35 protein-coding genes are annotated in these 24,363 nt (G+C 68.0%); 19 read left to right on the top strand and 16 right to left on the bottom strand.

What is annotated here, in order from left to right; genetic code table 11:
• Positions 1–10 precede the first annotated feature (10 nt).
• Positions 11–181 (bottom strand): hypothetical protein, encoded by a 171-nt coding sequence (locus tag NGM10_RS04705; protein ID WP_253482337.1) that lies wholly within the window; start codon positions 179–181, stop codon positions 11–13.
• Positions 182–341: 160 nt separating this feature from the next.
• Between NGM10_RS04705 and NGM10_RS04710 the strand changes: the two genes are divergently transcribed.
• The 4 genes from NGM10_RS04710 (at position 342) to NGM10_RS04725 (ending at position 3,134) form a co-directional block, all read left to right on the top strand.
• Positions 342–878, top strand: coding sequence for a PUA domain-containing protein (locus NGM10_RS04710; protein ID WP_253482339.1), 537 nt, complete (start codon positions 342–344; stop codon positions 876–878).
• Positions 879–1,051: 173 nt separating this feature from the next.
• Positions 1,052–1,441, top strand: a complete 390-nt coding sequence (locus NGM10_RS04715; protein WP_253482341.1) for a nascent polypeptide-associated complex protein — start codon at positions 1,052–1,054, stop codon at positions 1,439–1,441.
• Entirely contained in the window at positions 1,438–2,160 is a 723-nt protein-coding gene (locus NGM10_RS04720; protein WP_253482344.1) for a tRNA (adenine-N1)-methyltransferase, read from the top strand. The genes NGM10_RS04715 and NGM10_RS04720 overlap by 4 nt, the downstream gene beginning before the upstream one ends.
• A gap of 167 nt (positions 2,161–2,327) precedes the next feature.
• On the top strand, positions 2,328–3,134 hold the full coding sequence (locus NGM10_RS04725; protein WP_253482346.1) for a formyltransferase family protein: 807 nt from the start codon (positions 2,328–2,330) through the stop codon (positions 3,132–3,134).
• 224 nt (positions 3,135–3,358) lie between these two features.
• Here NGM10_RS04725 and NGM10_RS04730 read toward each other — a convergent pair whose 3' ends face one another.
• Complete coding sequence (locus NGM10_RS04730; protein ID WP_253482347.1) at positions 3,359–3,673, bottom strand: transcription factor S; 315 nt, start codon at positions 3,671–3,673, stop codon at positions 3,359–3,361.
• A gap of 43 nt (positions 3,674–3,716) precedes the next feature.
• Entirely contained in the window at positions 3,717–3,974 is a 258-nt protein-coding gene (locus tag NGM10_RS04735; RefSeq protein WP_253482349.1) for a DUF5789 family protein, read from the bottom strand.
• Between the two features lie 184 nt (positions 3,975–4,158).
• Between NGM10_RS04735 and NGM10_RS04740 the strand changes: the two genes are divergently transcribed.
• Complete coding sequence (locus NGM10_RS04740) at positions 4,159–5,436, top strand: NAD(P)/FAD-dependent oxidoreductase (RefSeq protein WP_253482351.1); 1,278 nt, start codon at positions 4,159–4,161, stop codon at positions 5,434–5,436.
• Here NGM10_RS04740 and NGM10_RS04745 read toward each other — a convergent pair.
• Positions 5,433–6,131 (bottom strand): metallophosphoesterase, encoded by a 699-nt coding sequence (locus tag NGM10_RS04745; protein ID WP_253482353.1) that lies wholly within the window; start codon positions 6,129–6,131, stop codon positions 5,433–5,435. The two genes, NGM10_RS04740 and NGM10_RS04745, sit on opposite strands and share 4 nt — an antisense overlap.
• Before the next feature lie 286 nt (positions 6,132–6,417).
• Here NGM10_RS04745 and NGM10_RS04750 point away from each other — a divergent pair, with 286 nt between their 5' ends.
• Positions 6,418–6,615 carry a hypothetical protein gene (locus tag NGM10_RS04750; RefSeq protein WP_253482355.1) on the top strand — a complete coding sequence of 66 codons (198 nt, stop codon included), beginning with the start codon at positions 6,418–6,420 and terminating at the stop codon, positions 6,613–6,615.
• Positions 6,616–6,887: 272 nt separating this feature from the next.
• Positions 6,888–7,670, top strand: coding sequence for a DUF7839 domain-containing protein (locus NGM10_RS04755; RefSeq protein WP_253482358.1), 783 nt, complete (start codon positions 6,888–6,890; stop codon positions 7,668–7,670).
• On the opposite strand, the gene NGM10_RS04760 is transcribed toward NGM10_RS04755, so the two are convergent.
• Complete coding sequence (locus NGM10_RS04760; RefSeq protein WP_253483764.1) at positions 7,663–8,229, bottom strand: J domain-containing protein; 567 nt, start codon at positions 8,227–8,229, stop codon at positions 7,663–7,665. The two genes, NGM10_RS04755 and NGM10_RS04760, sit on opposite strands and share 8 nt — an antisense overlap.
• 146 nt (positions 8,230–8,375) lie before the next feature.
• On the opposite strand from NGM10_RS04760, the gene NGM10_RS04765 reads away from it, so the two are divergent.
• Complete coding sequence (locus NGM10_RS04765) at positions 8,376–8,912, top strand: DUF7344 domain-containing protein (RefSeq protein ID WP_253482360.1); 537 nt, start codon at positions 8,376–8,378, stop codon at positions 8,910–8,912.
• 32 nt (positions 8,913–8,944) lie between these two features.
• On the opposite strand, the gene NGM10_RS04770 is transcribed toward NGM10_RS04765, so the two are convergent.
• From NGM10_RS04770 to NGM10_RS04790, 5 genes are read right to left on the bottom strand one after another with little or no spacing between them, the layout of a single operon-like run.
• Positions 8,945–9,703: a proteasome assembly chaperone family protein gene (locus NGM10_RS04770; RefSeq protein ID WP_253482362.1), complete on the bottom strand. Its 759-nt coding sequence runs from the start codon at positions 9,701–9,703 to the stop codon at positions 8,945–8,947.
• Positions 9,704–9,708: 5 nt separating this feature from the next.
• Positions 9,709–9,891 carry an RNA-protein complex protein Nop10 gene (locus NGM10_RS04775; protein WP_253482363.1) on the bottom strand — a complete coding sequence of 61 codons (183 nt, stop codon included), beginning with the start codon at positions 9,889–9,891 and terminating at the stop codon, positions 9,709–9,711.
• A 4-nt stretch (positions 9,892–9,895) separates the two neighbouring features.
• Positions 9,896–10,696 carry a translation initiation factor IF-2 subunit alpha gene (locus NGM10_RS04780; protein ID WP_253482364.1) on the bottom strand — a complete coding sequence of 267 codons (801 nt, stop codon included), beginning with the start codon at positions 10,694–10,696 and terminating at the stop codon, positions 9,896–9,898.
• Positions 10,693–10,866, bottom strand: coding sequence for a 30S ribosomal protein S27e (locus tag NGM10_RS04785; RefSeq protein WP_253482365.1), 174 nt, complete (start codon positions 10,864–10,866; stop codon positions 10,693–10,695). Before NGM10_RS04785 ends, NGM10_RS04780 begins: the two co-directional genes overlap by 4 nt.
• Positions 10,867–10,870: 4 nt before the next feature.
• The gene (locus NGM10_RS04790) at positions 10,871–11,152 is read right to left on the bottom strand and encodes a 50S ribosomal protein L44e (protein WP_128477830.1); all 282 of its coding nucleotides are present in this window, start codon (positions 11,150–11,152) and stop codon (positions 10,871–10,873) included.
• 325 nt (positions 11,153–11,477) lie between these two features.
• Here NGM10_RS04790 and NGM10_RS04795 point away from each other — a divergent pair, with 325 nt between their 5' ends.
• The 4 genes from NGM10_RS04795 (at position 11,478) to NGM10_RS04810 (ending at position 13,420) form a co-directional block, all read left to right on the top strand.
• Positions 11,478–11,714, top strand: a complete 237-nt coding sequence (locus tag NGM10_RS04795; RefSeq protein WP_253482366.1) for a hypothetical protein — start codon at positions 11,478–11,480, stop codon at positions 11,712–11,714.
• A complete protein-coding gene (locus NGM10_RS04800; RefSeq protein ID WP_253482367.1) occupies positions 11,715–12,119 on the top strand; it encodes a hypothetical protein in 405 nt (134 codons plus the stop codon).
• Between the two features lie 56 nt (positions 12,120–12,175).
• The gene (locus NGM10_RS04805) at positions 12,176–13,078 is read left to right on the top strand and encodes an alpha/beta hydrolase (RefSeq protein ID WP_253482368.1); all 903 of its coding nucleotides are present in this window, start codon (positions 12,176–12,178) and stop codon (positions 13,076–13,078) included.
• A 72-nt stretch (positions 13,079–13,150) separates the two neighbouring features.
• The gene (locus NGM10_RS04810) at positions 13,151–13,420 is read left to right on the top strand and encodes an HAH_0734 family protein (RefSeq protein WP_253482369.1); all 270 of its coding nucleotides are present in this window, start codon (positions 13,151–13,153) and stop codon (positions 13,418–13,420) included.
• A 22-nt stretch (positions 13,421–13,442) separates the two neighbouring features.
• Here the strand turns inward: NGM10_RS04810 and NGM10_RS18345 are convergent, their stop codons facing one another.
• The 3 genes from NGM10_RS18345 to NGM10_RS04825 all read right to left on the bottom strand — a co-directional run bounded on the left by NGM10_RS18345 (position 13,443) and on the right by NGM10_RS04825 (position 15,522).
• A complete protein-coding gene (locus NGM10_RS18345; RefSeq protein WP_253482371.1) occupies positions 13,443–13,706 on the bottom strand; it encodes a hypothetical protein in 264 nt (87 codons plus the stop codon).
• Between the two features lie 2 nt (positions 13,707–13,708).
• A complete protein-coding gene (locus NGM10_RS04820) occupies positions 13,709–15,004 on the bottom strand; it encodes an MFS transporter (protein WP_368408655.1) in 1,296 nt (431 codons plus the stop codon).
• Between the two features lie 122 nt (positions 15,005–15,126).
• The gene (locus NGM10_RS04825; protein WP_253482374.1) at positions 15,127–15,522 is read right to left on the bottom strand and encodes a hypothetical protein; all 396 of its coding nucleotides are present in this window, start codon (positions 15,520–15,522) and stop codon (positions 15,127–15,129) included.
• 335 nt (positions 15,523–15,857) lie between these two features.
• Between NGM10_RS04825 and NGM10_RS04830 the strand changes: the two genes are divergently transcribed.
• On the top strand, positions 15,858–16,364 hold the full coding sequence (locus NGM10_RS04830; RefSeq protein ID WP_253482376.1) for a CinA family protein: 507 nt from the start codon (positions 15,858–15,860) through the stop codon (positions 16,362–16,364).
• Positions 16,365–16,441: 77 nt separating this feature from the next.
• Positions 16,442–16,930, top strand: coding sequence for a metal-dependent hydrolase (locus NGM10_RS04835; RefSeq protein ID WP_253482379.1), 489 nt, complete (start codon positions 16,442–16,444; stop codon positions 16,928–16,930).
• Here NGM10_RS04835 and NGM10_RS04840 read toward each other — a convergent pair.
• A complete protein-coding gene (locus NGM10_RS04840; RefSeq protein WP_253482381.1) occupies positions 16,927–17,682 on the bottom strand; it encodes a PHP domain-containing protein in 756 nt (251 codons plus the stop codon). The two genes, NGM10_RS04835 and NGM10_RS04840, sit on opposite strands and share 4 nt — an antisense overlap.
• 142 nt (positions 17,683–17,824) lie before the next feature.
• Between NGM10_RS04840 and NGM10_RS04845 the strand changes: the two genes are divergently transcribed.
• The 4 genes from NGM10_RS04845 (at position 17,825) to NGM10_RS04860 (ending at position 21,676) form a co-directional block, all read left to right on the top strand.
• On the top strand, positions 17,825–18,469 hold the full coding sequence (locus tag NGM10_RS04845) for an HAD family hydrolase (RefSeq protein WP_253482383.1): 645 nt from the start codon (positions 17,825–17,827) through the stop codon (positions 18,467–18,469).
• Between the two features lie 211 nt (positions 18,470–18,680).
• Positions 18,681–18,986 carry a DUF7565 family protein gene (locus NGM10_RS04850; RefSeq protein ID WP_253482385.1) on the top strand — a complete coding sequence of 102 codons (306 nt, stop codon included), beginning with the start codon at positions 18,681–18,683 and terminating at the stop codon, positions 18,984–18,986.
• Positions 18,987–19,102: 116 nt separating this feature from the next.
• A complete protein-coding gene (locus NGM10_RS04855; protein WP_253482387.1) occupies positions 19,103–19,684 on the top strand; it encodes a GNAT family N-acetyltransferase in 582 nt (193 codons plus the stop codon).
• A gap of 309 nt (positions 19,685–19,993) precedes the next feature.
• Positions 19,994–21,676, top strand: coding sequence for an acyl-CoA mutase large subunit family protein (locus NGM10_RS04860; RefSeq protein WP_253482388.1), 1,683 nt, complete (start codon positions 19,994–19,996; stop codon positions 21,674–21,676).
• Between the two features lie 239 nt (positions 21,677–21,915).
• Here the strand turns inward: NGM10_RS04860 and NGM10_RS04865 are convergent, their stop codons facing one another.
• Entirely contained in the window at positions 21,916–23,031 is a 1,116-nt protein-coding gene (locus tag NGM10_RS04865) for an aminotransferase class V-fold PLP-dependent enzyme (RefSeq protein WP_253482389.1), read from the bottom strand.
• A gap of 156 nt (positions 23,032–23,187) precedes the next feature.
• Between NGM10_RS04865 and mce the strand changes: the two genes are divergently transcribed.
• Positions 23,188–23,571, top strand: a complete 384-nt coding sequence (gene mce, locus NGM10_RS04870) for a methylmalonyl-CoA epimerase (RefSeq protein WP_253482390.1) — start codon at positions 23,188–23,190, stop codon at positions 23,569–23,571.
• A gap of 24 nt (positions 23,572–23,595) precedes the next feature.
• On the opposite strand, the gene NGM10_RS04875 is transcribed toward mce, so the two are convergent.
• Positions 23,596–24,237 (bottom strand): ferredoxin--NADP reductase, encoded by a 642-nt coding sequence (locus tag NGM10_RS04875; RefSeq protein ID WP_253482391.1) that lies wholly within the window; start codon positions 24,235–24,237, stop codon positions 23,596–23,598.
• Positions 24,238–24,363 lie beyond the last annotated feature (126 nt).

Below are 24,363 nucleotides of genomic sequence, written 5' to 3' on the forward strand. Positions count from 1 at the left end.
ACGGTCCCCGCTACACCGGGCGGCCTTCCTCGCCCGCGGTGCCGAGCAGGAGGGCACCCGCCGCGAGGGCGAGGACGCCGACCGCCGAGACGAGGTACGTGGTGAACGTCTGCTGGGCCGCGACCGCGAAGATGGCAAGTCCCGCCACGACCAGCAGGACGGCTCCGAGTTTCGATTTCATTGTATCCGCTCGTAGTCGCTCCAAGGATATAAATCGCACCGTAAGCCCCGGCTAAATTAATGATTAAACATTAAATTGTCCCGGGGTACCGTGTCTAGTGACAGCGAATACCAAGCCCGAGAACGAAGCCTTTTCGCCGGGCGACCCGAATCGGGAGCCGATGACCGCGAGCGAGACCGACGAGGGCGAGAGTCCGCCGGAGGGCGCGAGAGGGACGGGACCGCGGGCCGACGACGACCTCCCCGCGCTCCGGACGACCGCCGACTACCAGTTCGGGGCGGGCGCGGGGGGCGCGCTGTTCCCCGAGGGCGACGACCTGCGGGTCGAACGCTCCTCGTCGGGGCGACCACAGCAGGTCATCGCCGAGGACGGCCGCCTCGTCACCTACGGCACCGACGGCCGATTCACCCTCGGTCTGGCGGGCGGGCGGCGACTCCTCGACGCCCTCGACGCGCCCGCTGGCCGGGTCGTGGTCGGCGACGAGAGCGAACCGTTCGTCCGCGAGGGCAAGAACGTCTTCGCCAAGTTCGTCGCCGCGGTCGGACCCGAGGTCCGACCCGGCGACGAACTCGCGGTGGTCCACGAGGACGGCCGCCTGCTGGCGGTCGGCCGGGCGGAGCTGTCGGCCGACGCCATGCGCGACTTCGACACCGGGATGGCCGTGATGGTCCGCGAGGGCGCGGGCGACGCCGAGTAGGGTTTGCGCCGACTGAACAATCCACGGGAAACGGCAGACTGACTTTTCGTCACGGGCGGGGGCTTTCAAGAATTGATTCGCGGTATCGCGGTCGGTCGTTCACCCCGAGCAGACACACCGACTCCCCACGCTCGTCCAACACGCTTATCCGCTCTGGTTCCGACGCTTCGAGTATGTTCGGAGGAGGCGGCGGGGGTCTCGACCCTCGTAAGATGAAGCAGATGATGAAGCAGATGGGCATCGACGTGGACGAACTCGACGCCGAGGAGGTCATCATCCGCAAGAGCGACGGCGAGGAACTGGTGTTCGACGACCCCGACATCACCGTGATGGACGCCCGGGGCCAGGAGACCTATCAGGTCGTCGGCGAACCCGAGACCCGCGACTCGACCGCTGGCGCGGTCGAGTCGGGCGACGCCGAGGGCGGCGACGCCGGGGCCGACATCCCCGACTCGGACGTCGAGATCGTGGCGGGCCGGACCGGCGCGAGTGAGGACGAAGCCCGCGAGGCGCTCGAAGCGACCGACGGCGACCTCGCAGCCGCGGTCGAGCGTCTAGAGTGACGGTCCTGCTGGTCCACGGCGACCGGGAGTACCTGCGCGAACCCGGCGAGGAGCTCCAGACCGACCTCGGGGTGCTGGAGGTCCCCGAGGACGTGGAACCCGGGACCACGCTGGAGACCCATCTGGGCGAGCCGTTCGAGGTGCGCGCGCTCCGCGGGCCCGACCTGTTCAACCACTTCGAGCGCACCGGCGCGCCGATGATGCCCCGCGACGTGGGCCTCATCGCGGGCCACACCGGGGTCGCGGGCGGCGACCGAGTGCTCGACGCCGGGACCGGAACCGGCGTGCTGTCGGCGTACCTCGGTCGGATGGGCGCGGCGGTGACGACGTTCGAGCGCGACCCCGAGTTCGCCGAGGTGGCCCGCTCGAACATGGAACTGGCCGAGGTGGCCGACCGAGTCGACGTGCGAGTCGGCGACGTGACCGGGCAAGTGGACGACCTCGGCCGGTTCGACGTGGTGACCCTCGACACCGAGGACGCGCCCGAGGTCGTCGCGCGCGCCCCCGACCTGCTGGTCCGGGGCGGCTTCGTCGCGGTGTACTCGCCGTTCGTCGAGGCCACCCGCGAGGTGGTCGAGTCGGCCCGCGAGGCGGGGCTCGCCGGAATCGAGACGCTCGAAACCATCCAGCGCGAGATGGACTTCGACGAGCGGGGGTCGCGGCCCTCGACCGCGGGCGTGGGTCACACCGGCTACCTGACCTTCGCGCGGCGGCCGTAGGACCGCCGCGCGAATCCCGGCCCGGTCCCGCGCTCAATCGTGGCCCGGTCCCGCGCTCAATCGCGGCTTGTTCTCGCGTAGGCATCGACCCACCCTCGCCGACCCGCCTCGCCCCCTGAATAAGCCGGACCATAACAAAGGGTCGCTCGCGCGTCCGAGCGACCACGATGACGACGACACGAATGCGGGTCGCGCTACTGGTACGTGGGTCCGACGTTCCGGCGTGGCAGGCCCGGGCGGTCGAGCGGATGCTGGCCCGGACCGACGCGGAGGTGAGCCACGTCGTGATGAACGACGACGGGCGCGGTATCGGCCACCGTGGCGCGGACGACTTCCTCGACCGGATTCGCGAGAACCCTCTCTGGACGCCCGTCGGCGCGGCCCTCCGGCTGGCGGGGCTCCCGGAGTACTTCCAGCCCCGACCGGTCGGGTCCATCGAGGGACTGGGCGACCCCGAGGTGGTCCGGTGTAGGCCCGAACCCGCCCCCGACTTCGGCAACGTCCTGCCCGAGGAGGGCGTGGCGGCGCTCGAAGCGGCCGACGTCGCGGTCCGGTTCGCGTTCGGCGTCCTCAAGGGCGAGGCCCTCGACGCGCCCGACCACGGCGTCCTCAGCTTCCACCACGGCGACCTCCGGGAGTACCGCGGCCAGCCCTGCGGGTTCTGGGAGTTCCTCGACGGCGAGGACACCGCGGGCGTGACCCTCCAGCGCCTCTCGGAGACCCTCGACGGCGGCGAGATCGTGGCCTACGAACCGGTGGACATCGCCGACGCCCGGACGTGGCCGACCGTCAGGCGGCGGCTGTTCGCCGCTTCGGAGGACCTGCTCGCGCGCGGAGTCGAGAACGTCGCCCGCGGGGTCGACCCCTGCTCGCCCGACGAACTCGGCGACCTCTACTCGATTCCGGAGGGCGAGGACGTGCTGAAGTACGTCCTGAAGGAGGGGAAGGGGCGGGTGCGGAAGGTGGTGGGGTGAGCAGACGGTGTCGTTGGGTTGGGGTCGCGGTGCTGTGCTGATGCGGTCGCGCACCAGCAATCGCTACGTGGCCGCGCCGCGAACTCGCGACTGCGAGTTCGCGGCGCGAGCATCCCCTTTCTAGTCGGGGATTCTTTCGAACCGCACGTAGAGAGACTGCGCCAGCAGAGCAGACCGCTCCGCGGTCTGCTCTGCGCGCACCCGAAGAAGAAAAAAGGTGGACCCTAGTTGTCGTCTTCGCGCCACTTGTGCTCGCACTCGGTACAGATGAAGAATCGCGTCTCGCTCTCGTCGGCCGCCCGAATCTGTTGCATGTACCACCGGGCGCGGTCGTTGCCACACTCCGGACAGCGAGCGTCGGTCGTCGGGAGCGCGCTGTTCTCCTCGTCGCCGGTCTCGATGACCTCGCTGACCTCCTGGTCTTCGGTCACGACGTAGTCGGCGTCGGGGTCCTTCGGGGTCTTGTGGCCGCAACTGCCACAGACCCAGAGTTCGTCCTCGGCTTTCATCATCGAACCGCACTCGTCACAGAACTCCATCGTTGGCACGTCGTAGCCGACCCGGCAATTTAAGTCGCGTGCTTCATCCCTCGCCCTCCGACTGGTACGGTTCGCCCACCGCTTCCCGGGGCAAGACGTTGTTTATCTCGTCCTGAAGGTCCTGGTCGGAGTCGAACTCGTCGGCCGACGTCTCGGAGATGAGTTCGCCCAGATTCAGCTCGCCGTCGGCGAGCAGGAGGGTCGTGTCCTCGAACTCGGTCGCGGCGTCGTCCCGGGTGACCGGGTAGGACAGTTCCTCAAGCGTCGATTCGAGTCTGCTGAGTTTCACCTCTCGGGCCATGGTAGCACTCCTACGACGAGCGCCACCTTAGGCGTTGTCGCAGACGGGGAAAGCGGGGCGCGTCTCGGAGACGGTCTCGTCGGCTCCGGGGACCGCTGTCGCAGCGATTTCGAGCGGACGGCCGACGGACCCCGATTCCCCTCGGAACGGAGAGACTTTGTGGCGCGCCGCCCAAACCCCGGCCATGACCGAAGTCGTCGTCGCGGGCGGCGGACTCGCGGGACTGGTCGCGGCCCGCCGACTCGCGGAGGCGGGCGCGGAGGTTCGGCTGTTCGAACGCCACGGCGAGGTCGGCGGCCGGGTCCGGTCGCTCCACCGTGACGGGTTCGTCTTCGACCGGGGGTTTCAGGTGCTCTTCACGGCGTATCCCGCGGCGCGTCGCGAACTCGACTACGGCGCGCTCGACCTCCGGCGGTTCGCCCCCGGCGCGGTGGTGGCCCGGCCCGGCCACCGCGCGGTGCTCTCGGACCCGCTCGGTGACCCCTCCGGCGCGGTCGAGACGCTGTTCAACCGCGACGTGACGACCCTCGACAAGCTCCGGGTCCTGAGACTCAGGCGCGAACTCGCCGGGAAGTCCCCGGCCGAAATCTTCGGCGGCCCGGACGCCACCATCCGGGAGTACCTCGACGAGAGGGGCTTTTCCTCCCGGTTCCTGTCGAACTTCGCGGAACCGTTCTACGGCGGCATCACCCTCGACCGGAGCCTCTCGACCTCGCGCAAGGCGTTCGAGTTCACGTTCAAGATGCTCGCGACCGGCGACATCGCGGTCCCAGCCGAGGGGATGGGCGCGATAAGCCAGCAGTTGGCCCTCCGCGCCCGCGAGGCCGGGGTCGAGATACACACCGACGAGACGGTGACCGGCGTCGAGGCCGGGGGCGGGGATGCGGGGGACGGCGAGGTCACCGTCGAACTCGGCAGGGAGACGACGACCGCCGACGCCGCGGTGGTCGCGACCGACCCCAAGCAGGCCCGCGACCTCACCGGGGTCGGGTCGATTCCGACCGAGGCCAACGGCTGTGTCACCCAGTACTACGCCTTCGACGGCCCGGAACTCGACGCCGGGAGGCGCATCCTGCTCAACGCCGGGGAGGCCGGACCGAATCAGGTCGTCCAGCTATCCTCGGTCGCGCCCGAGTACGCGCCCGACGACCGCACCCTCCTGAGCGCGACCTTCCTCGGGGTCGCCGACGACCCCGACGAGGAGTTCGCGGCCCGGACCGCCCGGACCCTCGACTCGTGGTATCCCGAGCGCCGACTCGACCTCGAACCCCTCCACACCGCCAGAATCGAGTTCGCGCAGTTCGCCCAGCCGCCGGGGGTCTGGAGCGACCTGCCGGACGTCGGGGACCCCGAGGGCCCGGTCTACCTCGCGGGCGAGTACACGGAGGCGTCGTCGCTGAACGCCGCCATGGAGAGCGGCCGGAAGGCGGCTCGCGCGGTCGCCGCCGACCACCTAAATTAGAGCAGTCGCCGCAGCTCCCCGAGCGGCGGGAACGAGAGCGATTCCTCGGCCTCGTCGTCCCAGACGACCGGCCGGAGCGCGTCGGCGTCGGTCACGACCGGCGACATGAAATCCCGGGTCCGCATGCCGTTGACGACCGTCCCCGGCGCGAGGCGATTGAACGCCGGGAGCATCAGCACGTCGGCCCCGCGGAAGGCCCCGGGGCCGTAGAGCAGACACGGGCGTCGAGTCCCCTCGATTTCGATGGCCGGGTGGTCGTGGCCGACCACGTAGCGCCCTGCGGCGGGCGAGGACTCGCCCGCCGCAGGGCGCTCGTGGCCGTGGTGGACCACGGTGTCACCCACGCGGTAGGAGTCGCGGGCCGACACGCCCACCGCGTCGAGCATCCCGTCGTGGTTGCCCCGCACCGCGACCAGTTCGGCTCCCGCGTCGGCGACCGTCGAGCGGAGGCGCTCGACGGTCGCCTCGACGCCCTCGGGCACCCGGCCGAAGGCGTGGAGCAGGTCGCCAGCGAAGACGACCTCGGCGGGCGAGAAGCGCGCGAGCAGGTCGGCGAGTCGGTCGGTCAGGTCGGCGCGCTCGCCAAGCGGGAGTTCGACCGCGCTCGCGGCGTCCCGGCCTACGTGGAGGTCGGCGACCACGAGCGCGTCGTCGCCGGGGAGGTAGACCGCCCGGTCGCGGAACTGCGCGTCCATCGAACGGGGAGAGGGGTGGGCCACCCTTCGGGGTTGCGATGCGTTCGCCCGCCGCGCCACCCGGCGCGGCGGGCGAGAAACGTCTCGCGCGTCACGACCTCGATCCCCGCGAAGCCACTCGGGTCGCGCAGGTGGTAATCGTCAGAGACGACGGTGGTGGGCGTCCCCGGTCCAACCCCTTCTACATCGGGTCGAGACGGCCGAGAGTTCTCGTTTTCGCCCGTTCGACGACGTTGGACGCCAAGATTTATATTCTGGAAGGTTCTAGCTCGGAACAGATACTCCGATGGCCGTCTACGATACTTCGACAACGTCGGACGAGCGAGAGGCGTATCGGAAGTACGAAGACGGCGAGATTACCGAGGAGGAAGCCCGCCAAGTCATCGGCGACGACTGGGAGGCGACGGTGACGGGGGTACTGATGGAGGAGAGCCTCGAAGGGACGGATTGGGACGAAGCGTACGAAGACGACCCGATATTCTAACCTCGCAGTTCGATTGGTCGCCGGGTTCCCCTTCGGTAGATGTTTATATCCCGAGAGGAATCGTTTCGAACGATGGGTCCGTCGCGGGTCTTTCGACGATCAGGGGTGGGAAGCGTCGAAAAACGTCGACGTCTTCTGGAGATTCCCGGTCGATTGCCATCGTTTCGAATGACTGGTCGAACGGAGTGACGACGCGTTCGTCGCGAACCGACTCCGAATCCCGACGGAGCGACCGCCGGGGATTTATTGCCTCCGTGGTGAAATCGATACATATGGCCGACGTTCTGGAGAACAAACGCGCCGCCACCCGGTTTCGCATCCTCGCGGAGATCGCCGAGCGCCAGCCAGCGGTGAGTCAGGGCGAGATCGCCGACGCGGTCGGCGTGACGAGCCAGGCCGTCAGCGAGTACATCCGCGCACTGGTCGAGGACGGACTGGTCGAGAAGGAGGGTCGCTCCCGATACAGCGTCACGAAGGAGGGCGTCGACTGGCTCTTACAGGAGGCGGGCGACGTGCGCCGGTACGCCGACCACGTCACCGAGGACGTGCTGGGCAGCGTCCAGGAGGACGCCGCGGTCGCCACCGACGACATCTCGGAGGGCGAGGCCGTGACCCTCTCGCTGTCGGACGGCCTCCTCCACGCCACCCCCGGCGAGGAGGGCCCCGCGACCGGGGTGGCGACGACCGACGCCGCGGCTGGCGGGGACGTTGGCGTCACCGGGTTCGAGGGAATCATCGACTTCGACCCCGGAACCGTCACGGTCTATCAGGTGCCGCCGGTCCGGTCGGGTGGCGCAGAGGCCGTCGACGCCGACGCGCTCGCGTCGGCGTGCGCGGCCGCCGACCTCGTGACCGCGACGGGGGTCGAGGCGGTGGTGGCGCTCGACCGAATCGACCGCGAACCCGCGACGAAATTCGCGGCGGGCGAGGTGGCGGCCGCGGCAGCGGGTCGCGGTCTCGACGTGGTCGTGGTCGCCACCGCCGACATCGTCGGGCGGGTCACCGACGCGCTGCGAGAGGGCGACGTTTCCTACGAGGTCAGCGGCCTCAGTTAGCCCGCTTGCGGACGGTGGTGTAGGCCTCCCGGACCTGCTGGAACCGCTCGCGGTCGCCGCCTTGGTCGGGGTGGACCTCCTTTATCCTCTCGCGGTAGGCCCGCTTGACCTCCGACAGCGTCGCGTTCTCGGGCACGCCGAGGACGGCGAACGCCGCCTCGACGGGGTCGACGCGGTCCTCGCCGTCGTCGAGTTCGGGCGTCTCGAACGGGAGTCGGTCGCCCAGATGGACGCCGGGCATCTCGTGTTCGACCAGGACCGCGTAGGTGGGCGAGCGCTCGATGCGGAAGTACGCCCGGGCGTCGAAGGTGATGGCGACGTCGCGCTCGGGGAGGTAGAACGCGACGTGCTGGCCCTCCACGAAGTGGTCCTCTGCGAACTCCTCGCCGATGGTCGAGAGGTACTGGCGTATCTCCATCCGCCGCCGACCCTCCCCCGACGCGCGCGTGGTCTCGACCGTTCGGGTCGGGTACAGCCGCGAGCCGACGGCGAAGATGGCACCGATGAGAACCCCGACCGCGGCCGACAGCCAGAGCCCGACGACCAACCATTCGGGCAGCACGGCTCGGGCTACGGGCCGTACGCTAAAGAAACTCTCGCCGATTGATTCCCGACTATCATAAATTGAAATTATAGTAACATTAATGGTCATCGGCCGAAATAAACTGAACGGTACATGTCAGGTCTGTATCGTCGCTCCGAACAATGACAGTGCAGGACCAAGACGCCGACCGCGAGCGGGAACTCGAACCCAGCGAAATCCACAACGTCCTGCGCAACGACCGCCGACGGCGGGCCATAGAGCACCTCAGGGACGTCGACGGCACCCTCTCAGTGGATACGCTGGCCGAGCACATCGCCGCGGTCGAGACCGGCGAGTCGCCGCCCCGAGACGTGCGCAAGAGCGTGTACGTGTCACTTCATCAGACGCATCTGCCGAAGCTTAACGAGCTCGACATAATCGACTACGACCAGCGCGAGCAGGAACTCGAACTCCGCGACCGGGCCGAGGAGGTCGAGGTGTACATGGAGATCGTCCCGGAGGGCGACATCTCGTGGGCGACCTACTACCTCGGAGTGAGCGTCCTCGCCATCCTCACCCTGTTCGCGGTCAACCTCGAGTTCGCGTTCGTGTCGGCGTTCGGGGTGGAGTTCTGGACGTGGTACTTCCTCTTCTTGTTCGCGCTGTCGGCTGCGTATCACGCCTACAGCGAGCGCAAACAGCGCGTCTTCGAGTCGTAGACCGCGAGAAGAGGGAGGGGAGACGAACCGCGCTATCCGATGTACCGCAGGTCCTCGTCGGTCGCCATTCCGGCCTGCTGGCTCTCCATCTCTTGGATCTTGTTCGCGACGTCCTCCATCTCCTCGGCGCGCTCCTCCAGCGACTCGAAGTCGACCTCGAACCCGAGGGCGTCTTCGAGCACTTCGAGGACGGCCTGAGCGCTCTTGGGGTCGACGAGGTAGCCGCTGGTCTCGCCCATCAGGCACGCCGCCCGAACCCCGCGGCGCTCGCCCAGTCCGAGCAGGAGGCCGCTGGTGCCGACGATGCCGCCCGCGGGTTCGTCCTCGCGGAACTCGACGCCCACGTCTTCGAGTTCCGCGACGAACTCGGCGTCGGTGGCCGCGCCCAGCACGGAGTACTCGTCGATGAGTTCGCCGGTCGGGACGCCGCCGAGCGCGTAGACCGACTCGACACCGAACTCCTCGGCCACGTCGAGGAAGGCGTCGGTCAGTCGGTAGTGGCCCGCGTTGTCGCCCGCCTGATGGTCGCCGGTCAGCACCAGCAGGTCGCGGTCGTCGAGTTCGACCGCGTGGATCTCGGCGCAGACCAGTTCGGTGGTGCCGTCCTCGCCCACGCCGACCTGCGGGGGGAAGTGCTCGGAGTAGACCCGACGCACCACTTCGCTGTCCTTCTCTTCGAGGAGGTGTTCGGCCGCGAGTTTGCCGACGTGGCCGACGCCCGGCAGTCCTTCGACCAAGACGGGGTCGTCGAGGTCGGGGTCGGCGACGGCCTCGATGTCGAGTTCGTCCATGTGGCTTACTCGCGGGCGCGCCGCTTAAGTGCCCGTCGGTACTCGCCGTACGGGTCCTCGGGGTTGAACGGCGCGGGCGCGCTGTTTACGGCGTCGGCGCCGCACTCGGGACACGTCTCCGAGAGGGTGTAGACGGGGCGGTCGTGTTCGGTCTTCCACGCCGAACACACCAGAATGTCGGATTTCATCCGGCTACTCGTCGTCGGTCTGGCGCTCGCGGTGGAACGACGCGCTACCGCCGACCGACTCGATGGCCGACTCCGCGCGGGCCGCGCTCTCCTGAAGCTGGGCCTCGGCGGTCTTGTAGTTGGGCGCTCGGACCCGGATGCGGTACTCGGGCGCGCCCACGTAGGTCACTTCGAGTTCGATCTCGTCGGGGATGTCGCCGTTGCCCTCGGCGGCCTGCAGGGCCTCCTTCACGTCGTCGACGCCGTCGGCGGCCGGGCTCTCGATGTCGACGTAGCCCGTCACCGTGACGTACGGCACCGAGACGTTCTCGCGGGCCGTCTCGACGATGCGCTCTACCTCGTCGTCGGTGAGGTCGGTGTCCGAGAGCGTCTCGGGGCCGTGGATGGCGGCCTGCTCGAAGCCGTCGTAGAGGCTACCGAACGCCGCGATGAGCTCGTTGGCGACCGAGGCGTACTTCTCGTCGGTCACGTCCTCGCCGAACGCCAGCGTCATCCAGTTGTCGGCCTTCTGCTCGTTCTTCCACTCCTGAATCTTGTCAGAGCGCTGGTGGTCGTTGACGTCCTTGTACGAGAGGTCGATCTGCTGGGCGCTCTCGTCCACGTCGAGGACCTTGCAGACGACGGTCTGGCCCTCGTTGACGTGGTCGCGGACGTTCTTGATCCAGCCGCTGGCGACCTCGCTGACGTGGATGAGACCGCGCTTGTCCTCGTACTCCTCGAGGTCGACGAAGACCCCGAAGTCCTCGATCTCGTCCACCTTGCCGACGACCAGTTCGCCGGATTCGGGCCAGCCGCTGTACTTCATCGGGCTTGAACCGTTTCGGTGACCTCGCCTTCGATGTCGGCCTTGCCGCCGGTGGGGCGGGCGAGCGTCGCGCCACAGACCGCACACGCGACCTCGGTCGCGGCCTTGTCGAAGACGGTCTGTTCGTTGTCGCAGTCGGGACACTGAACGGTGTAGAAGTTACCTGCCATGGTCTCAGTCCTCGAGTTCGAGTCGGCCAGCGCGCCATCCCTCGCGGAGGTGGGCCTTGCCGCACTCACTGCACAGGTACTTGAGGTCGGTCTTCTTGGTCGGCTTGTCACCGCCGGGCACCTTCGAGAACCGACCGCGGTTACCGATACCCTTGCTCCCCTCGCGCTGCTTGCGCTGGTCCCACTTCATGCCGGTCGAGCGACCGGTCCGGACCTTCTGGACCTCGTGTTCCTCGTGAGCCTTGCAGTGAGGGCAGTACGTGTTGAAGCGTCGTGGCATCTGCATAGATATCTACCTTGCCGTGAGATTACGGCGCGGGGCTTAAAACCCGTTTGGTTCGCGGTCGGCGTTCGTCTCCGTCGGCGGGCGAGTCGACCGGACGAAGTCGGGAGTTCGGCCTCGTCGTCACGCGAGTTCATCCTCACGACGCCGGGGAACCCCGTTCTCTCCCGCGTCCCGACGCGTTTCGGCCTCGCAGTTTTACTTTCGCTTCGCGTGGAGTGATTTTAAGTCGCTACCCGCGGAACCGTCCGGTACCGACTGTCGGACGGCGAGCGCGTGTGGTGGTGTCCGGGCGTTTCGCCCGCCGTCGGCGGTCCCGGAGGAGACCATGCAAACGGAACGTACGACCGAACCGACGGACCACGAGACGACCGAGGCCGCGTGCGGACCTCAGGCGACGACCGAGGCCGCGTGCGGACCTCAGGCGACGACCGAGGCCGCGTGCGACCTCCAGGCGACGACCGACCGGGCGAGTCGGGCCACGACCCCGCGGGTCGTGGCCCGACTCGCTGGTGAGCGACCCGCCCGGAGTGTGGCGGTCGGGGGGCGTTGCGAGTCGGCATAGATGCCGGTCCAGCATCGCTTCGAGTGCGTCACCTGCGGCCACCGCATCCGCACGACCGGCGAGGACAGCGAGACCGCCCGCCAGCACGCTCGGGAACGGGGGGCCGCCCACGTCAACGACGCCCACGCCGACCGCCTCGCCGACTCGACCCGGTGGCCCGACGAACTCGCGTCCGACGACCTGCTCGTCGGCGAGGCGGCCTACGGGGGACTCCACGGGTGGCTCGCTCCCGTCGACGACCTGCTGGTGTGTGCCGACTGCGGCTACTACTTCGGCCGCCCCGAGTCGCCCGACGACCGGCGGCCGGTCGGCGAGGCCGGACTGGTCTGTCTGGCCTGTCACGACCGCCGCGTCGACGACCGTTCGGACTCGATTGAGCGCGCCACCGACGCGTTCTTCAGATAATTAATTTCTAATCTTAGTCAAAAATATTTAAACTATCTCGATAGTAATAGTATCCCATGTCGTTCGACCGACGGCAGTTCCTGAAGCACAGCGCAACGACCATCGCGGGTTCGGTCGCGTTCGCCGGAGCGACCGGAACCGCGGCGGCGTCCGACGTTCCGACCATCTCGACCCGCGACCACTTCGACGACGACGCCGACTTGGTCACGGGCGAGACAGCCACCAGCTACGACACGAGCGGTGACGTGCCCGGCGTCGACACCGGCTGCACCGACGACGTGACCGTGTTCGTCCACGGGTGGGACAAGAAGAGCGACAGCGACGACGCCGAGCAGGCGGCCCACGACAAGATATCCCACGCCGACAGCCAGCTCCGGGCCAACGGCTACGACGGCACCGTGGTCGGCTACACATGGGACTCCGACAAGGGCGGCGGCGTGGACTACGGCTGGTACGAGGCCGAGGACATCGCCCAGCAGAACGGGGCGAAGCTCGCGCAGTTCGCGGTGGACTTCGCGTACGCCTGCCCGAACGCCCGACTCCGGTTCGCGAGCCACTCGCTGGGCGCGCAGGTCGTGTTGAGCGCCCTCCGGTCGCTGAACGGGTCGTGGTTCACCGACAACGGCCACGAGGTGTACTCGATCCACCTGCTCGGGGCCGCACAGGACAACGAAGCGCCGACGACCGAGTGGATGGACACCTACGACGCCATCACCGAGGTCGTCACGGGCGCGTTCAACTACCACAGCCACGAGGACGACACGCTCCAGTGGATATACAACGTCGTCGAGTTCGACCAGGCGCTCGGCGAGACGGGCTACGAGTCGGGCAACACGCCCGCCCCGAACTACACCGAGTACGACGGCACCTCGCAGGTCGGCGACGACCACTCGGGCTACCTCGACCACCTCTCGGACGAGGTCGTCTACCACATGGAACACGTCGGCGACTACGTCTGACCGCCGCGCCGACGCTCCACGACCGAGACCGTTCCCGAAGCGCTTTTACCCGGTCCTTCCGAATCCCCGCGCATGAAGCGGCTCATCATCCACGGCCACCCGGGTATCCGGAAGAACGCCGTCATCGAGTACGACGGCGGCGAGCGGACCGTCTTCTCCATCAGCAAGCAGGGCGAGTGGCACGGCCCCGACGAGCCCCAGCTCTGGTGTGTCATCGGCACCGAGGACGAGCGCGAGGACTTCGAGAAGCGCAACTACGTCCCCCACTGGCTCGACACCGAGTCGGTCGACGCCGAGGCCGTCGAAATCATCAAGCGCGCCGACGAGATCGCGGTGTCGTAATCGGCGTCCCCGCGTTCGACTTCTACCGTCTCACGCGATTCGAGCGCTCGCCGAGCATCCGCGAACAGAGCATCCGCGAACAGAGCATCCGCGAACAGAGCATCCGCGAACAGAGCATCCGCGAACAGAGCATCCGCGAACAGAGCATCCGCGAACAGAGCATCCGCGAACAGAGCATCCGCGAACAGAGCATCCGCGAACAGAGCATCCGCGAACAGAGCATCCGCGAACAGAGCATCCGCGAACAGAGCGTCGAGCGCGACCTCCGGTCGCGCTCGACGCTCACGCTCAGTCCCCCGCGACCGCGTCTGCGCCCTCGGGCGCGGCCTCGACCGAGAATATCCACGCGAACACCGCGGTCGAGACCACGATGAAGCCCGCGGCGGTCCAGAACGCCACCAGCACCGAGGTGGCGTCCCAGATGGCTCCGACGAACACCGGCCCGCCGACCTGCCCGACCTTCCACGCGATGGAGCGAAGCGAGAGACTGCTTCCCACCGCGTCGAAGTACTCGCCCTCCTCGACGAACAGCGACATGCTCGCCGGAAGCCGGAGGCTGTCGCCAATGCCGAGGACGCCGTAGGCCGCGAACAGCACGAAGAAGGCCCCGGGAAGGGCCATCTCGCGGCCCGCCGCCGCGAGCGTGACGCTCGGGACGACCCCCTCGGCGAACCCCGCCAGCGGGATGAGCGCGGTCCCGAGCGCGTAGACCAGCGCGCCCGCAAGGATGAACCGCGACTTGTTGCCGACCCGGTCGGTCAGGTCGCCAACCCACCCCTGCGTGAGCGCCTTGGTGAGCTTTCCCCCGGCCATGATGCCGCCGATGAGGAAGGCGTTGATTCCGAATCCGGTCCGGGCGTAGATGGGCAGGAAGGTGATGACCGCCATCTTGCCCACGCTGAACGACCCGCGGAAGAACACGAGCGCCTGAATCGCGCGCCGCCCGAGCAGTTCCCTGAGCGTCTCCCGGCCCGTCGCCTCCTCGGGGTCGGCGGTCCCGCCGGGGTTGTCCCGGAGGAAGACGGACACCGAGACGAACGCACAGACGGTGAAGAAGCTGAGGACGGCGTACGTCTCGTGGAAGCCGTAGAGGAACAGCAGCGCGCCGCCGAACACGTCGCCGAACAGGCTGGAGAACGCACCGACCTGATTGTACGACCCGATCCACAGCCCCCGCGACTCCTCGGGGCTTATCTCGCCGACGACCGTGGTGCCGGTCAGCCAGAGCATGCTCGCGCCCAGCCCCTGGACCGCGCGGAGCAGGATGACGTGTTCGACCGCGCTGACGAACGCGAACCCGACGAACACCCCGACGTTGAGCGCGAGTCCCGCGAGCAGGAACGTCTTGGCGTCCTTGAGGTCGATGTACCGACCGAGCGGCAGGACGATGACCAGCTGGACCGCCGCGAACGCGGTGCCGAACAGCCCCTCCACGGTGCTGGAGGTCCCGAACATGTCGGCGTACAGCGCCAGCGCGATGAGGATGGTCGAGTAGGCCTGGCTCCGGGCGAACGCGGTGCTGGCGAGCGCCACGAACTCGCGGTTCCCGAAGAGTCGGAGCGTGCCACCCGAGTCGGACACTATTACGATTCGAAATGGAGAGACTGACGATAATAAATCCACTCGTCGCGGAAGTCGCGTCGCTCTCCGCTCGGGACCGGGCGTCGCCGCGAAAAACGAGACCGGCTACAGACCGCGCGAGGCGCTCAGTCTTCGAGCGCGTCGGCGATGCGCTGGAGCTGTCGGGTCGCGTCCCGGACCTCGTCCCGAAGCTGTCGGACCTCCCGGACCAGTTCCTCGTTGCCGCCGGACTCGCTCTCGCCGGGTCGGCCGCCCGGGCCCGCGCTGGGTCCGGCACCCGCGCCGGGGCCGCCGCCCATCATGCCGCTCATCATCTGCGCGAAGGGGTTGCCCCCGCCCATGCCGCCGGGGCCGCCTCCGCCCATCATCTCCTCCATCTTCTCGCGGCGCTCGTCGTCGCCCTCGCCCTCCTCGGCGCGCTTCTCGCGGATCTCCTCGACGCGCTCGCGGAAGGACTTCTCCTCGTCGCTTCCCTCGGATTCGGCGTTCTCGGACTCGTCGGTGGATTCGTCGTCTGCCATGCCTTCGGGTTGGGGGTCGGGGTGGAAAAGCGTGGTGTCTCGGCCGCGATTCTGAACCGTGGTTCCAGTAGCCGCCACGATTTCGTCCTCGAAAGCCCCCGCCCGCTCGCGGTCGCTCCGCGGGATATTCTCGCGCTCTCCGCACAGCCCGCGCGAGAATAGTTGCCCGCGGAGACGACTAAAGTGTACGCGAGCGGGCGGCCCCTTTCAGTCCCGCCCTGTCGGATGGTTCACCGGCGCGATTCCGGTGGATGGTTCACCGGCGCGCTACGGTTCCGAACCCGGTCCCGCGACCCACCCCCAGATTCATCCGGTCGGGGTGCGTCGGGTCGGACATGCGCGAGTACGCCGACGACCCGCCAGTCGAGGAGCGACTCGGAGACGCCCTGCGAGAGTCCGACGCGACTCTCGCGGTCGCCGAATCCTGCACCGGGGGACTGGTGGGGTCGCTTCTGACCGACGTCCCCGGGTCGAGCGACTACTTCGACCGGGGGCTGGTGACCTACTCCTACGACGCCAAGCTCCGGGAGCTTGGGGTCTCGCGCGAGGCCCTCGACGAACACGGCGCGGTCAGCGAACCCGTGGCCCGCGAGATGGCCCGCGGGGTCCGCGACGCCGCCGGGACGACGTGGGGCGTGTCCACCACCGGCATCGCGGGGCCGACCGGCGGGAGCGACGACAAGCCCGTCGGGACCGTGTTCGTCGGGGTCGCCTACGCCGGAGCGTGGGGCACGGGCGAGTCGTACGCGACCGTCTCCCGCCACGAGTTCGACGGCGACCGCCGGGAGATAAAAGAGCAGATTGCCCGGAAGGCGCTCGAAGACCTCCTGTCAGAGGTGTAGAAAATCCTTTGTCGGAGGCGGAGGGAAACCCTTGAGTCCCCTCCGGGTAAGGACCCTGATATGACGGAGGTCCAGCGATGAACAAGGAGGGACACGTCCTGAACGCGGTCCTGCTGAGCATCGGTCTCGGGTACATCATCCACCCGTCGGGGGACGTCCCGACGTTCCGGATGATAGCCGAAGTGTCGGTTCCGGTCGTCCTCGGCGCGCTCTTTCCGGACGTGGACACCGCCTTCGGCAAGCACCGCAAGACCCTCCACAACCTCCCCGTGCTGGCGGTCGTCTACGCCTACCCGGTGGTCTTCGGCAACCTCAACTACGTCTGGATCGGCGTGGCGACCCACTACGTGCTCGACGTGGTCGGGAGCAAGCGCGGCATCGCGCTGTTCTACCCCTACAGCAAGGAGTACGGCCTCCCGGTCGGCGTGGCGGTCTCCAGCAAGTGGGCGACCGGCGTGACGGTCGCGGTGACCGGCCTCGAACTCGCGGTCATCGCCGCCGTGGTCCACCTCGACCTCCCGTTCCGGGTCCAGGACCTCACGACGGTCGTGGGGTCGCTCGCCTAGTACACGCACTCGAACCGGCCGTCGTAGGCGACGTGGTCCGGGTGGGTCGGTTCCGTCCCCGAGAGCAGGATGCGGTCTACCTTCTCGTAGGAGTTCTCCCACCCGAGGTGGGCGAACTCCGCGCCACAGCGGAGTCGGTGGCTCCACCCCGACCGGCGGACCACCCGGCGCTCGACCCCCGACCTGAGCGCCGCGGCGAGGTCGGCCGCCGAGTCGAACGACCCCTCGAACTCGGTCCAGGCCTCGCCGACCGTCCCGCGGAGGTGGGCGTACGACGAGGTGAACGCCGGGAGGTCGAGGTCGCTGGCGAGTTCGCGCGCCCGGCGGTCGTGGTGGGGCCAGTGCTTGGGGTTGTACGTCTCGACAGCGTCGATTTCGTCGCGATAGCGCCGGAGGTCCTCGCCCCCGAGACCGACGTTGAGGAACTCGGGATGGGGGACCAGCACCGCGGCGTCCTGTCGGGCGAACTCCGCCAGCGCGTCGTCGAGCGAGACGAAGTCGGGAACCGGGTCGTCGAGGCCGACCGCGAGGACGTGCTTGCGATTGCGCCACGTTCCGGTGAACACCTCGCGACCGGGCACCACGAGCAGGTCGTCGTCGGAGAACCGGGCCGCGCGCTCGCGAATCTCCGGCAGGCGGGTGAAGTGGGGTGCATAGACCAGCGCGTCGAGTCCGCGGGCCTTCGCCCGCGCGACCACGCTCTCGTCGAGCACCTTCACATGGAGGTCCGCGCGAAACGACTCGCCGTCCATTCGGTTCGACGTTCCCGCAGGTCGGTGTTAACGATTCTGATTCGAAAAGTCGTCGCCGGACGCGGTCGCGCGACCGCGTCCGGCGACGCCGACCCATCACCGAACCCGACATTTTTCACGGCCCCCCGCGAATCGGTCACACATGCGAGCAGTGTTCTTCGACCTCGACGGCACGCTGGTCGAGCTCCCCGACGACTTCGAGGCCGTCTTCGAGGCGGCGCTGTCGGACGCGGGCGTGAGTCCCGACCCCGAGTACCACGACCACTTCGTCGAGATTCTCTTCGAGCACCTCGACGACTGTCACCCCGAGCCGTACCGCGCCGCGATGGCCGACCTCTGCGCCGAGTTCGACATCGTTCCCGACTTCGAGGAACTGGCGGCGGCCTACGTCGACCGCGAGGTCGGCGCGACCGAACTCGCGGCCGGAGCACGCGAGGCGCTCGACGCGCTCGACTGCCAACTCGGCGTGGTGACCAACGGCGCGACCGGTGTCCAACGCCCGAAGCTGGCCCACCACGACCTCGAGGAGTACTTCGACGCGGTGGTCGTCTCGGGCGACGTGGGCGCGAGCAAGCCCGACCCCGAGATATTCGCGGCCGCGAGGGAGTCGATTCCGGCCGACGAGTACGCCTTCGTCGCCGACGACTTGGAGCGCGACGTGGTGCCCGCGCAGGGGGCCGGGTTCACGGGCGTCCACCTCGTCGACGGTGACGCCTCGGCCGACCGCGACGGTCGCGCCGACGCGACCGTCGCGTCGCTGGGCGAGGTCCCCGACGTTCTGGAGTGAGGTCTGAGACGCCCTCGGGAGGGCTCCGATTCACCCGAACGAGAGCCCCGAGCGCGAGGGCGTCTCACCGGCTGAAACCGTTATGTACTGGAATGTACTGATTTGTACTGGGTGTACTGGAGTACACTGATCCGTACTGAACTGTACTGGGCGCGGTTCGCCGCGGGGGCCGCCCGAAAGGTCCTTATCGCGGGACTTCGACCACCCGTCCATGACCGACTGGGAGTGCGCCATCGACGGTTGCGGCGAGCAGTTCGACGACGTGGAGGAGGCCATCGTCCACCAGACGACCGACCACAAGCGCCGCGAGTGCAAGGTCTGCGGGTCGGTGGTCCCCGACGGCTACTTCGCCATCCGCCACGCGTTCGACGAGCACTCGCGCGCGGAGTACGTCCGGGCCTACGGCGCGAGCGCCGCGGAGGTCCGCCACCGCGAGCGCGTCCGGGACTCGATAGAGGACAGCGCCGACCTCCAGAAGGTGGTGAACCGACTGGACGAGGTGACCGGCGGGCTGTGAGGCTCGTCGGGCGCGTCGGCGAACCGGGGGTCGCCGACCCCCGGTTCGCCGAAACCGCCCTGTTCCGCGTTCCCGAGCGCCACAGCTTTTTACCCTCTGACAGCTAACGCACACCCATGTACGTCCGGGACGCGAAGAACAGAGAGGAGGTGTGGCTGTTGGACCACATCGAGGCGATGGAACTCGACGACACCGCGTTCCGCTCGCGCGACTACGTGGTCGCCATCGACGAGCAGTCGGGCGAGAAGGCCGGGTTCGGCCGCATCCGCATCCACAAGACCGACGACGGCGAGTACTGCGAGCTCACCAGCATCGGCGTGCTGGAGGAGTGGCGACGCCAGGGCGTCGGCGCGCACGTAGTCGAGCGACTCGTCGAACACGCCCGCGACCAGGGGTTCGAGTCGGTGTACTCGCTGACGAGCGCGACCGACTACCTCGCGCAGTTCGGCTTCGAGGGCGTCGAGACCGCCGACCTGCCCGAGCGACTCCGCGACCGACTCGAAACCAAGCGCGAGCGACTCGACCCCGACGCGGTCGGGATGGCCATCGACGTCGAGTCGTTCGAGATGCCCGACCGCCTCCGCGAGCGGTTCAAGGGCGCTCGCCCCTCCGAGGAGGAGACCGAACCCGAGGAGTCGGCCGAGGACTTCGGCATCGACCCCGACAGCGCGACCTACAAGTACGATACTGGTGGGTGAGAACCGGTTTACTAACAGAGGGAGTTCGACCGCGGATTCGAGGAGTAGAAACCAACGTGATGAACGCCCAGAAAGCCCCCGCCCGCTCGCGGTCGCTCAGCGACATATCCGCGGCTCTCCGCACAGCCCGCCGCGGATAGGGGTCGCTGAGGCGACTGAACTGCACGCGAGCGGGCGGCCCCTTTCAGTCCCACCCGACCAAAGTGTCATCGGCGCGATTCGCGGTGGAACGCGTCGCCGGGCGACACTCCGAATCCCTCCGACCCAATCCGCCAATCGTTAAGAGCGCCCCGCCCGACGACCTAGATAATGTTCGACGCCGACGACCTCGAAGAGATACGCGAGGCGCGCGAGGAGTGGGACGAGGAGACGGTCGGGCCCACGGTCGAGCGGTTCGGCGAGCGCAAGGAGCAGTTCACCACCGACACCGGCGGTCAGGAGGTCGAGCGCCTCTACACGCCCGAGGACGTGGCCGACCTCGACTACGAGGAGGACCTCGGGTTCCCCGGCGAGGAGCCCTACACCCGCGGGCCCTACTCGACGATGCACCGCGGGCGGCTCTGGACCATGCGCCAGTACGCCGGGTTCGGCACGCCCGAGGAGACCAACGAGCGCTTCGAGTACCTCATCGAGAACGGGTCGTCGGGGCTCTCGATGGCGTTCGACCTGCCGACCCAGATGGGCTACGACTCCGACGCCGGGATGGCCGCGGGCGAGGTGGGGAAATCGGGGGTCGCCATCGACTCGCTACACGACATGGAGACCGTCTTCGACGGCATTCCGTTGGACGAGGTCAGCACCTCGATGACCATCAACGCGCCCGCCTCGGTCCTGCTGGCGATGTACATCGCGGTCGGCGACAAGCAGGGCGTCGACCGCGAGCAGCTCCGAGGCACCATCCAGAACGACCTCCTCAAGGAGTACATCGCGCGCAACACCTACATCTACCCGCCCGAGCCCTCGATGCGGGTCATCACCGACATCTTCGAGTTCTGCGCTGCCGAGACCCCGAAGTTCAACACCATCTCCATCTCGGGCTACCACGTCCGCGAGGCGGGCGCGACCGCCGCCCAGGAGCTCGCGTTCACGCTCGGCAACGGCATCGAGTACGTCGAGGCCGCGACCGACGCGGGCCTCGACGTGGACGAGTTCGCCCCCCAGCTCTCGTTCTTCTTCAACGCGCACAACAACATCCTCGAAGAGGTCGCGAAGTTCCGCGCGGCCCGCCGGATGTGGGCGAAGATCATGGACGAGCGCTTCGGCGCGGAGAATCCCAAGAGCAAACAGCTCAAGTTCCACACCCAGACCGCTGGCTCCACGCTCACGGCCCAGCAGGTCGACAACAACATCGTCCGGGTGGCCTACCAGGCGCTCGCGGCGGTGCTGGGCGGCACCCAGAGCCTCCACACCAACGGCAAGGACGAGGCGCTGGCGCTCCCCACCGAGGAGAGCGTCCGGACCGCCCTCCGGACCCAGCAGATACTCGCCCACGAGTCGGGCGCGGCAGACACCATCGACCCCCTCGCCGGGAGCTACTACGTCGAGAGCCTCACCGACGACCTCGAAGCCGAGGCGTTCGACATCCTCGACACCGTCGACGAGAAGGGCGGGATGCGCCGGGCCATCGAGGACCAGTGGGTCCAGCGCCAGATTCAGGACGTCGCCTACGAGCGCCAGCGCGAGGTCGAGGAGGGCGAGCGCGTCATCGTCGGCGTCAACGAGTTCGAGGTCGACGAGGAACCGGAGGTCGACATCCAGGAGGTCACCGCGGAGGAAGAGCAGAAGCAGATCGACCGCCTGAACGCCGTGAAGGACGACCGCGACGACGAGGAAGTCGAGGCCAGACTCGCGGCGCTCCGGGAGGCCGCCGAGGGCGAGGAGAACGTGATGCCCTACATCGTGTCGGCGGTGAAAGCGTACGCGACTGTCGGTGAGATTTGTAACGTGCTTCGGGAAACGTTCGGGGAATATCAGCCCGGAACGGCGGTGTAGCGAATCGGAGTGGCGCGAATAAAAAAACCGACGCGCGGTAAAAATACTAATATAGTCAAATAGTAATTTATATTCTTGGAGAATACAGAAAAGGCGGAGGTGAGAGAATGTTCGTATTCAATCCGCTCATTGTCTGCGACAAGTGGAACGACGGCTGCTAGACGCCCGTCCGATTACTGAGTACTGGAGACGTATCGCCCGCGAACCGATTTTCCCGCGTGAATGCTCCGCCTGACGCGTCAAAGTCGATCAACGAGTTCGTCCACGTCACCCTCCGTATTAAACACATGAATAGAAGCCCGAACCACACCATCAGGATACGGAAGGTCCCGAATCCGAACGCCCTCCTCGGCCAGTCGCTCGACGGTCGCCTCGGGGTCGTCAACCACGAAACTCACCAGTCCGGATTCGTACTCGCGGGGGCTCAGCAGGTGGGCCTCGTCCGATTCCACGATACCCTGCTTGAGTCGGTCGGTCAATCGCTCGATTCGCCCCTCGATGGTATCGTAGCCGATTTCCTCGATGAGGTGAATCGCCTCCCGGAGTCCGGCGTAGGGAACGGGCGAGACCGTCCCCACCTCCAGTCGGTGCGCGCCGGGCTCGTAGGCGTACTCCTCGGCGTTGGGGTCCTCGACGCTCCGGTAGCCGATGTGGGCGGGTTCGAGGCGGGCCTCCGCGCCCGGGCTCACATGCAGAAAGCCCGCGCCGAAGGGGCCCAGCAACCACTTGTGGCCCGCGCCAGCGAAGAAGTCCGCGCCCCACTCGTGAACGTCCACCGGCATCTGTCCGGGGCACTGGACCGCGTCCACGAGAACTAACGCGCCCGCGTCGTGGGCGATCTCGGTCAGTTCCCGGACCGGGAGGAGGGTGCCATGGGTCCACGTCAGCGCGCTGAGACAGACCAGCTTCGCGCCCTCGACCGCCTCGGCGAAGGCGTCGGCGTCGATGCGCCCGGCCTCGCTCTCGACGACTTCGGTCTCGACGCCGTGGCGCGCGAGGCGCTTCCACGGCAGGATGCCCGAGGAGTGTTCGAGGTCTGTCCTGACGACCCTGTCGCCGGGCTCCCAGTCGAGCCCGGCCGCGATTCGGTTGATGCCGTCGGTCGTGCTCTGGGTGAGCGCGACCTCCTCGGGGGTCGCGCCGAGGTGGTCGGCCACCGCCTCGCGCGTCCGGTCGAAGGTCTCGAACGCGGCGGGGTACATCCCCTCCTCGACGGGCGCGTCGTACTCGTGGCGTTCGAGACAGTCCTCGCCCGCCTCGACGACGCGGGTCGGGCTCGGTCCCGCGGCTCCGGTGTTCATGTAGGCGGTCCGGTCGAGAACAGGGATGTCGGCGCGGAGGTCCTCCGGGTTCATGCTCCGTGCCACGGCGACGAGCGTCATAAACGCTGGCGAAGCGGTAGTGTCCGTAGCGGGCGAGCGTCGGCGGGCGACGAGTCGCCCGCCGACGGCGCTCGCCACATCCGGAGCGCTACCGCGGGAACTATACGCCATCGAGGGGACCCCTCGAACATGCACATCGACCACGTCGGAATCGCCACCGACGACGCCGAGACGCTCGCCGACCTGTACGCAGACCTGTTCGAGGCGCCGGTCGCCCACAGCGAGGAGTTCGACGGCCTGCGAGTCGTCTTCCTCGAACTCGGCGAGAGCTACTTCGAACTGCTCGAACCCATCGAAGACGGCACCATCTCGCGATATCTCGACGCGAACGGTCCGGGTATCCACCACGTCGCGCTCGCGACCGAGGACATCGAGGCGGCGCTCGACGCCGCGCGCGAGCGCGGCGTCGAGCTCGTCGACGAGGAACCCCGGCCCGGCGCGTGGGGCCACGAGGTCGCGTTCCTCCACCCGAAATCGACGGGCGGCGCGCTGGTGGAGTTCGTCGAGCACTGAGAACGAGTGACGTGAAGTCGGTTCCTACGGCGCGGGCCCGAAGTTCTCGGTCTTGGCGTCGCCCGCCGAGAGGTTCGCGGCGTCGAGCGCGGCGGTCGCCTCGTCGAGGAAGTCGGCGAAACCGTAGACGAACACCTGTCCCACGCTGTTCGCGAGGAGGTCGACGACCTCCTCGCTCGACACGTCGGTCGTGATGGCGACCGTCGCGCCCTCCGCGGCGAGGTCGGCGAGGCGGTCCTCGTGGGCCGGGTCGTCGTCGCGGTACACGACGGTCACGTCGCCGCCCTCGGCGACCGCGCGCTCGCCGATGCCCACCGCGGGACCGATGCCCGGCCCGCCCGCGAGGACGACCACGCTGTCCTCGCCCTCGTAGTAGGCGTCGCCGAACGGTCCCGCGACCTCGACGGTCGCGCCGGGTTCGAGGTCTGCGAGGTGGGGACTGAGCGACCCCTCGGGGTCGACCTCGACGGTCACCTCGAACGTCTCGGTGCTGTCGGGCGACGAGAGGGTGTAGTGGCGGGTGACCTCCTCGCCCCCCACGGTCGCGGCGAGCTGTACGAACTGCCCGGGGTGGGCGTCGAACCCCTCGGGCGTCTCCAGTTCGAGCGCGACCGTGTCGGAACCGACCGTCCTGACAGAGCGAACCGCGACTTCCGTGCCGTCCATGGGCCGTCTTGCGCCGGGACGACCAAAGAGTCTGCGACTCCGACCGGCGACCCCGAATCCGCATGCCGGAAGTCCTTGCCGGGAAGGGCGCTTCAGAAGGCTTTTGATTTGGGGTGGGTTACGCCT

This window comes from Halorussus salilacus (assembly GCF_024138125.1).
Classification (GTDB): Archaea; Halobacteriota; Halobacteria; order Halobacteriales; family Haladaptataceae; genus Halorussus; species Halorussus salilacus.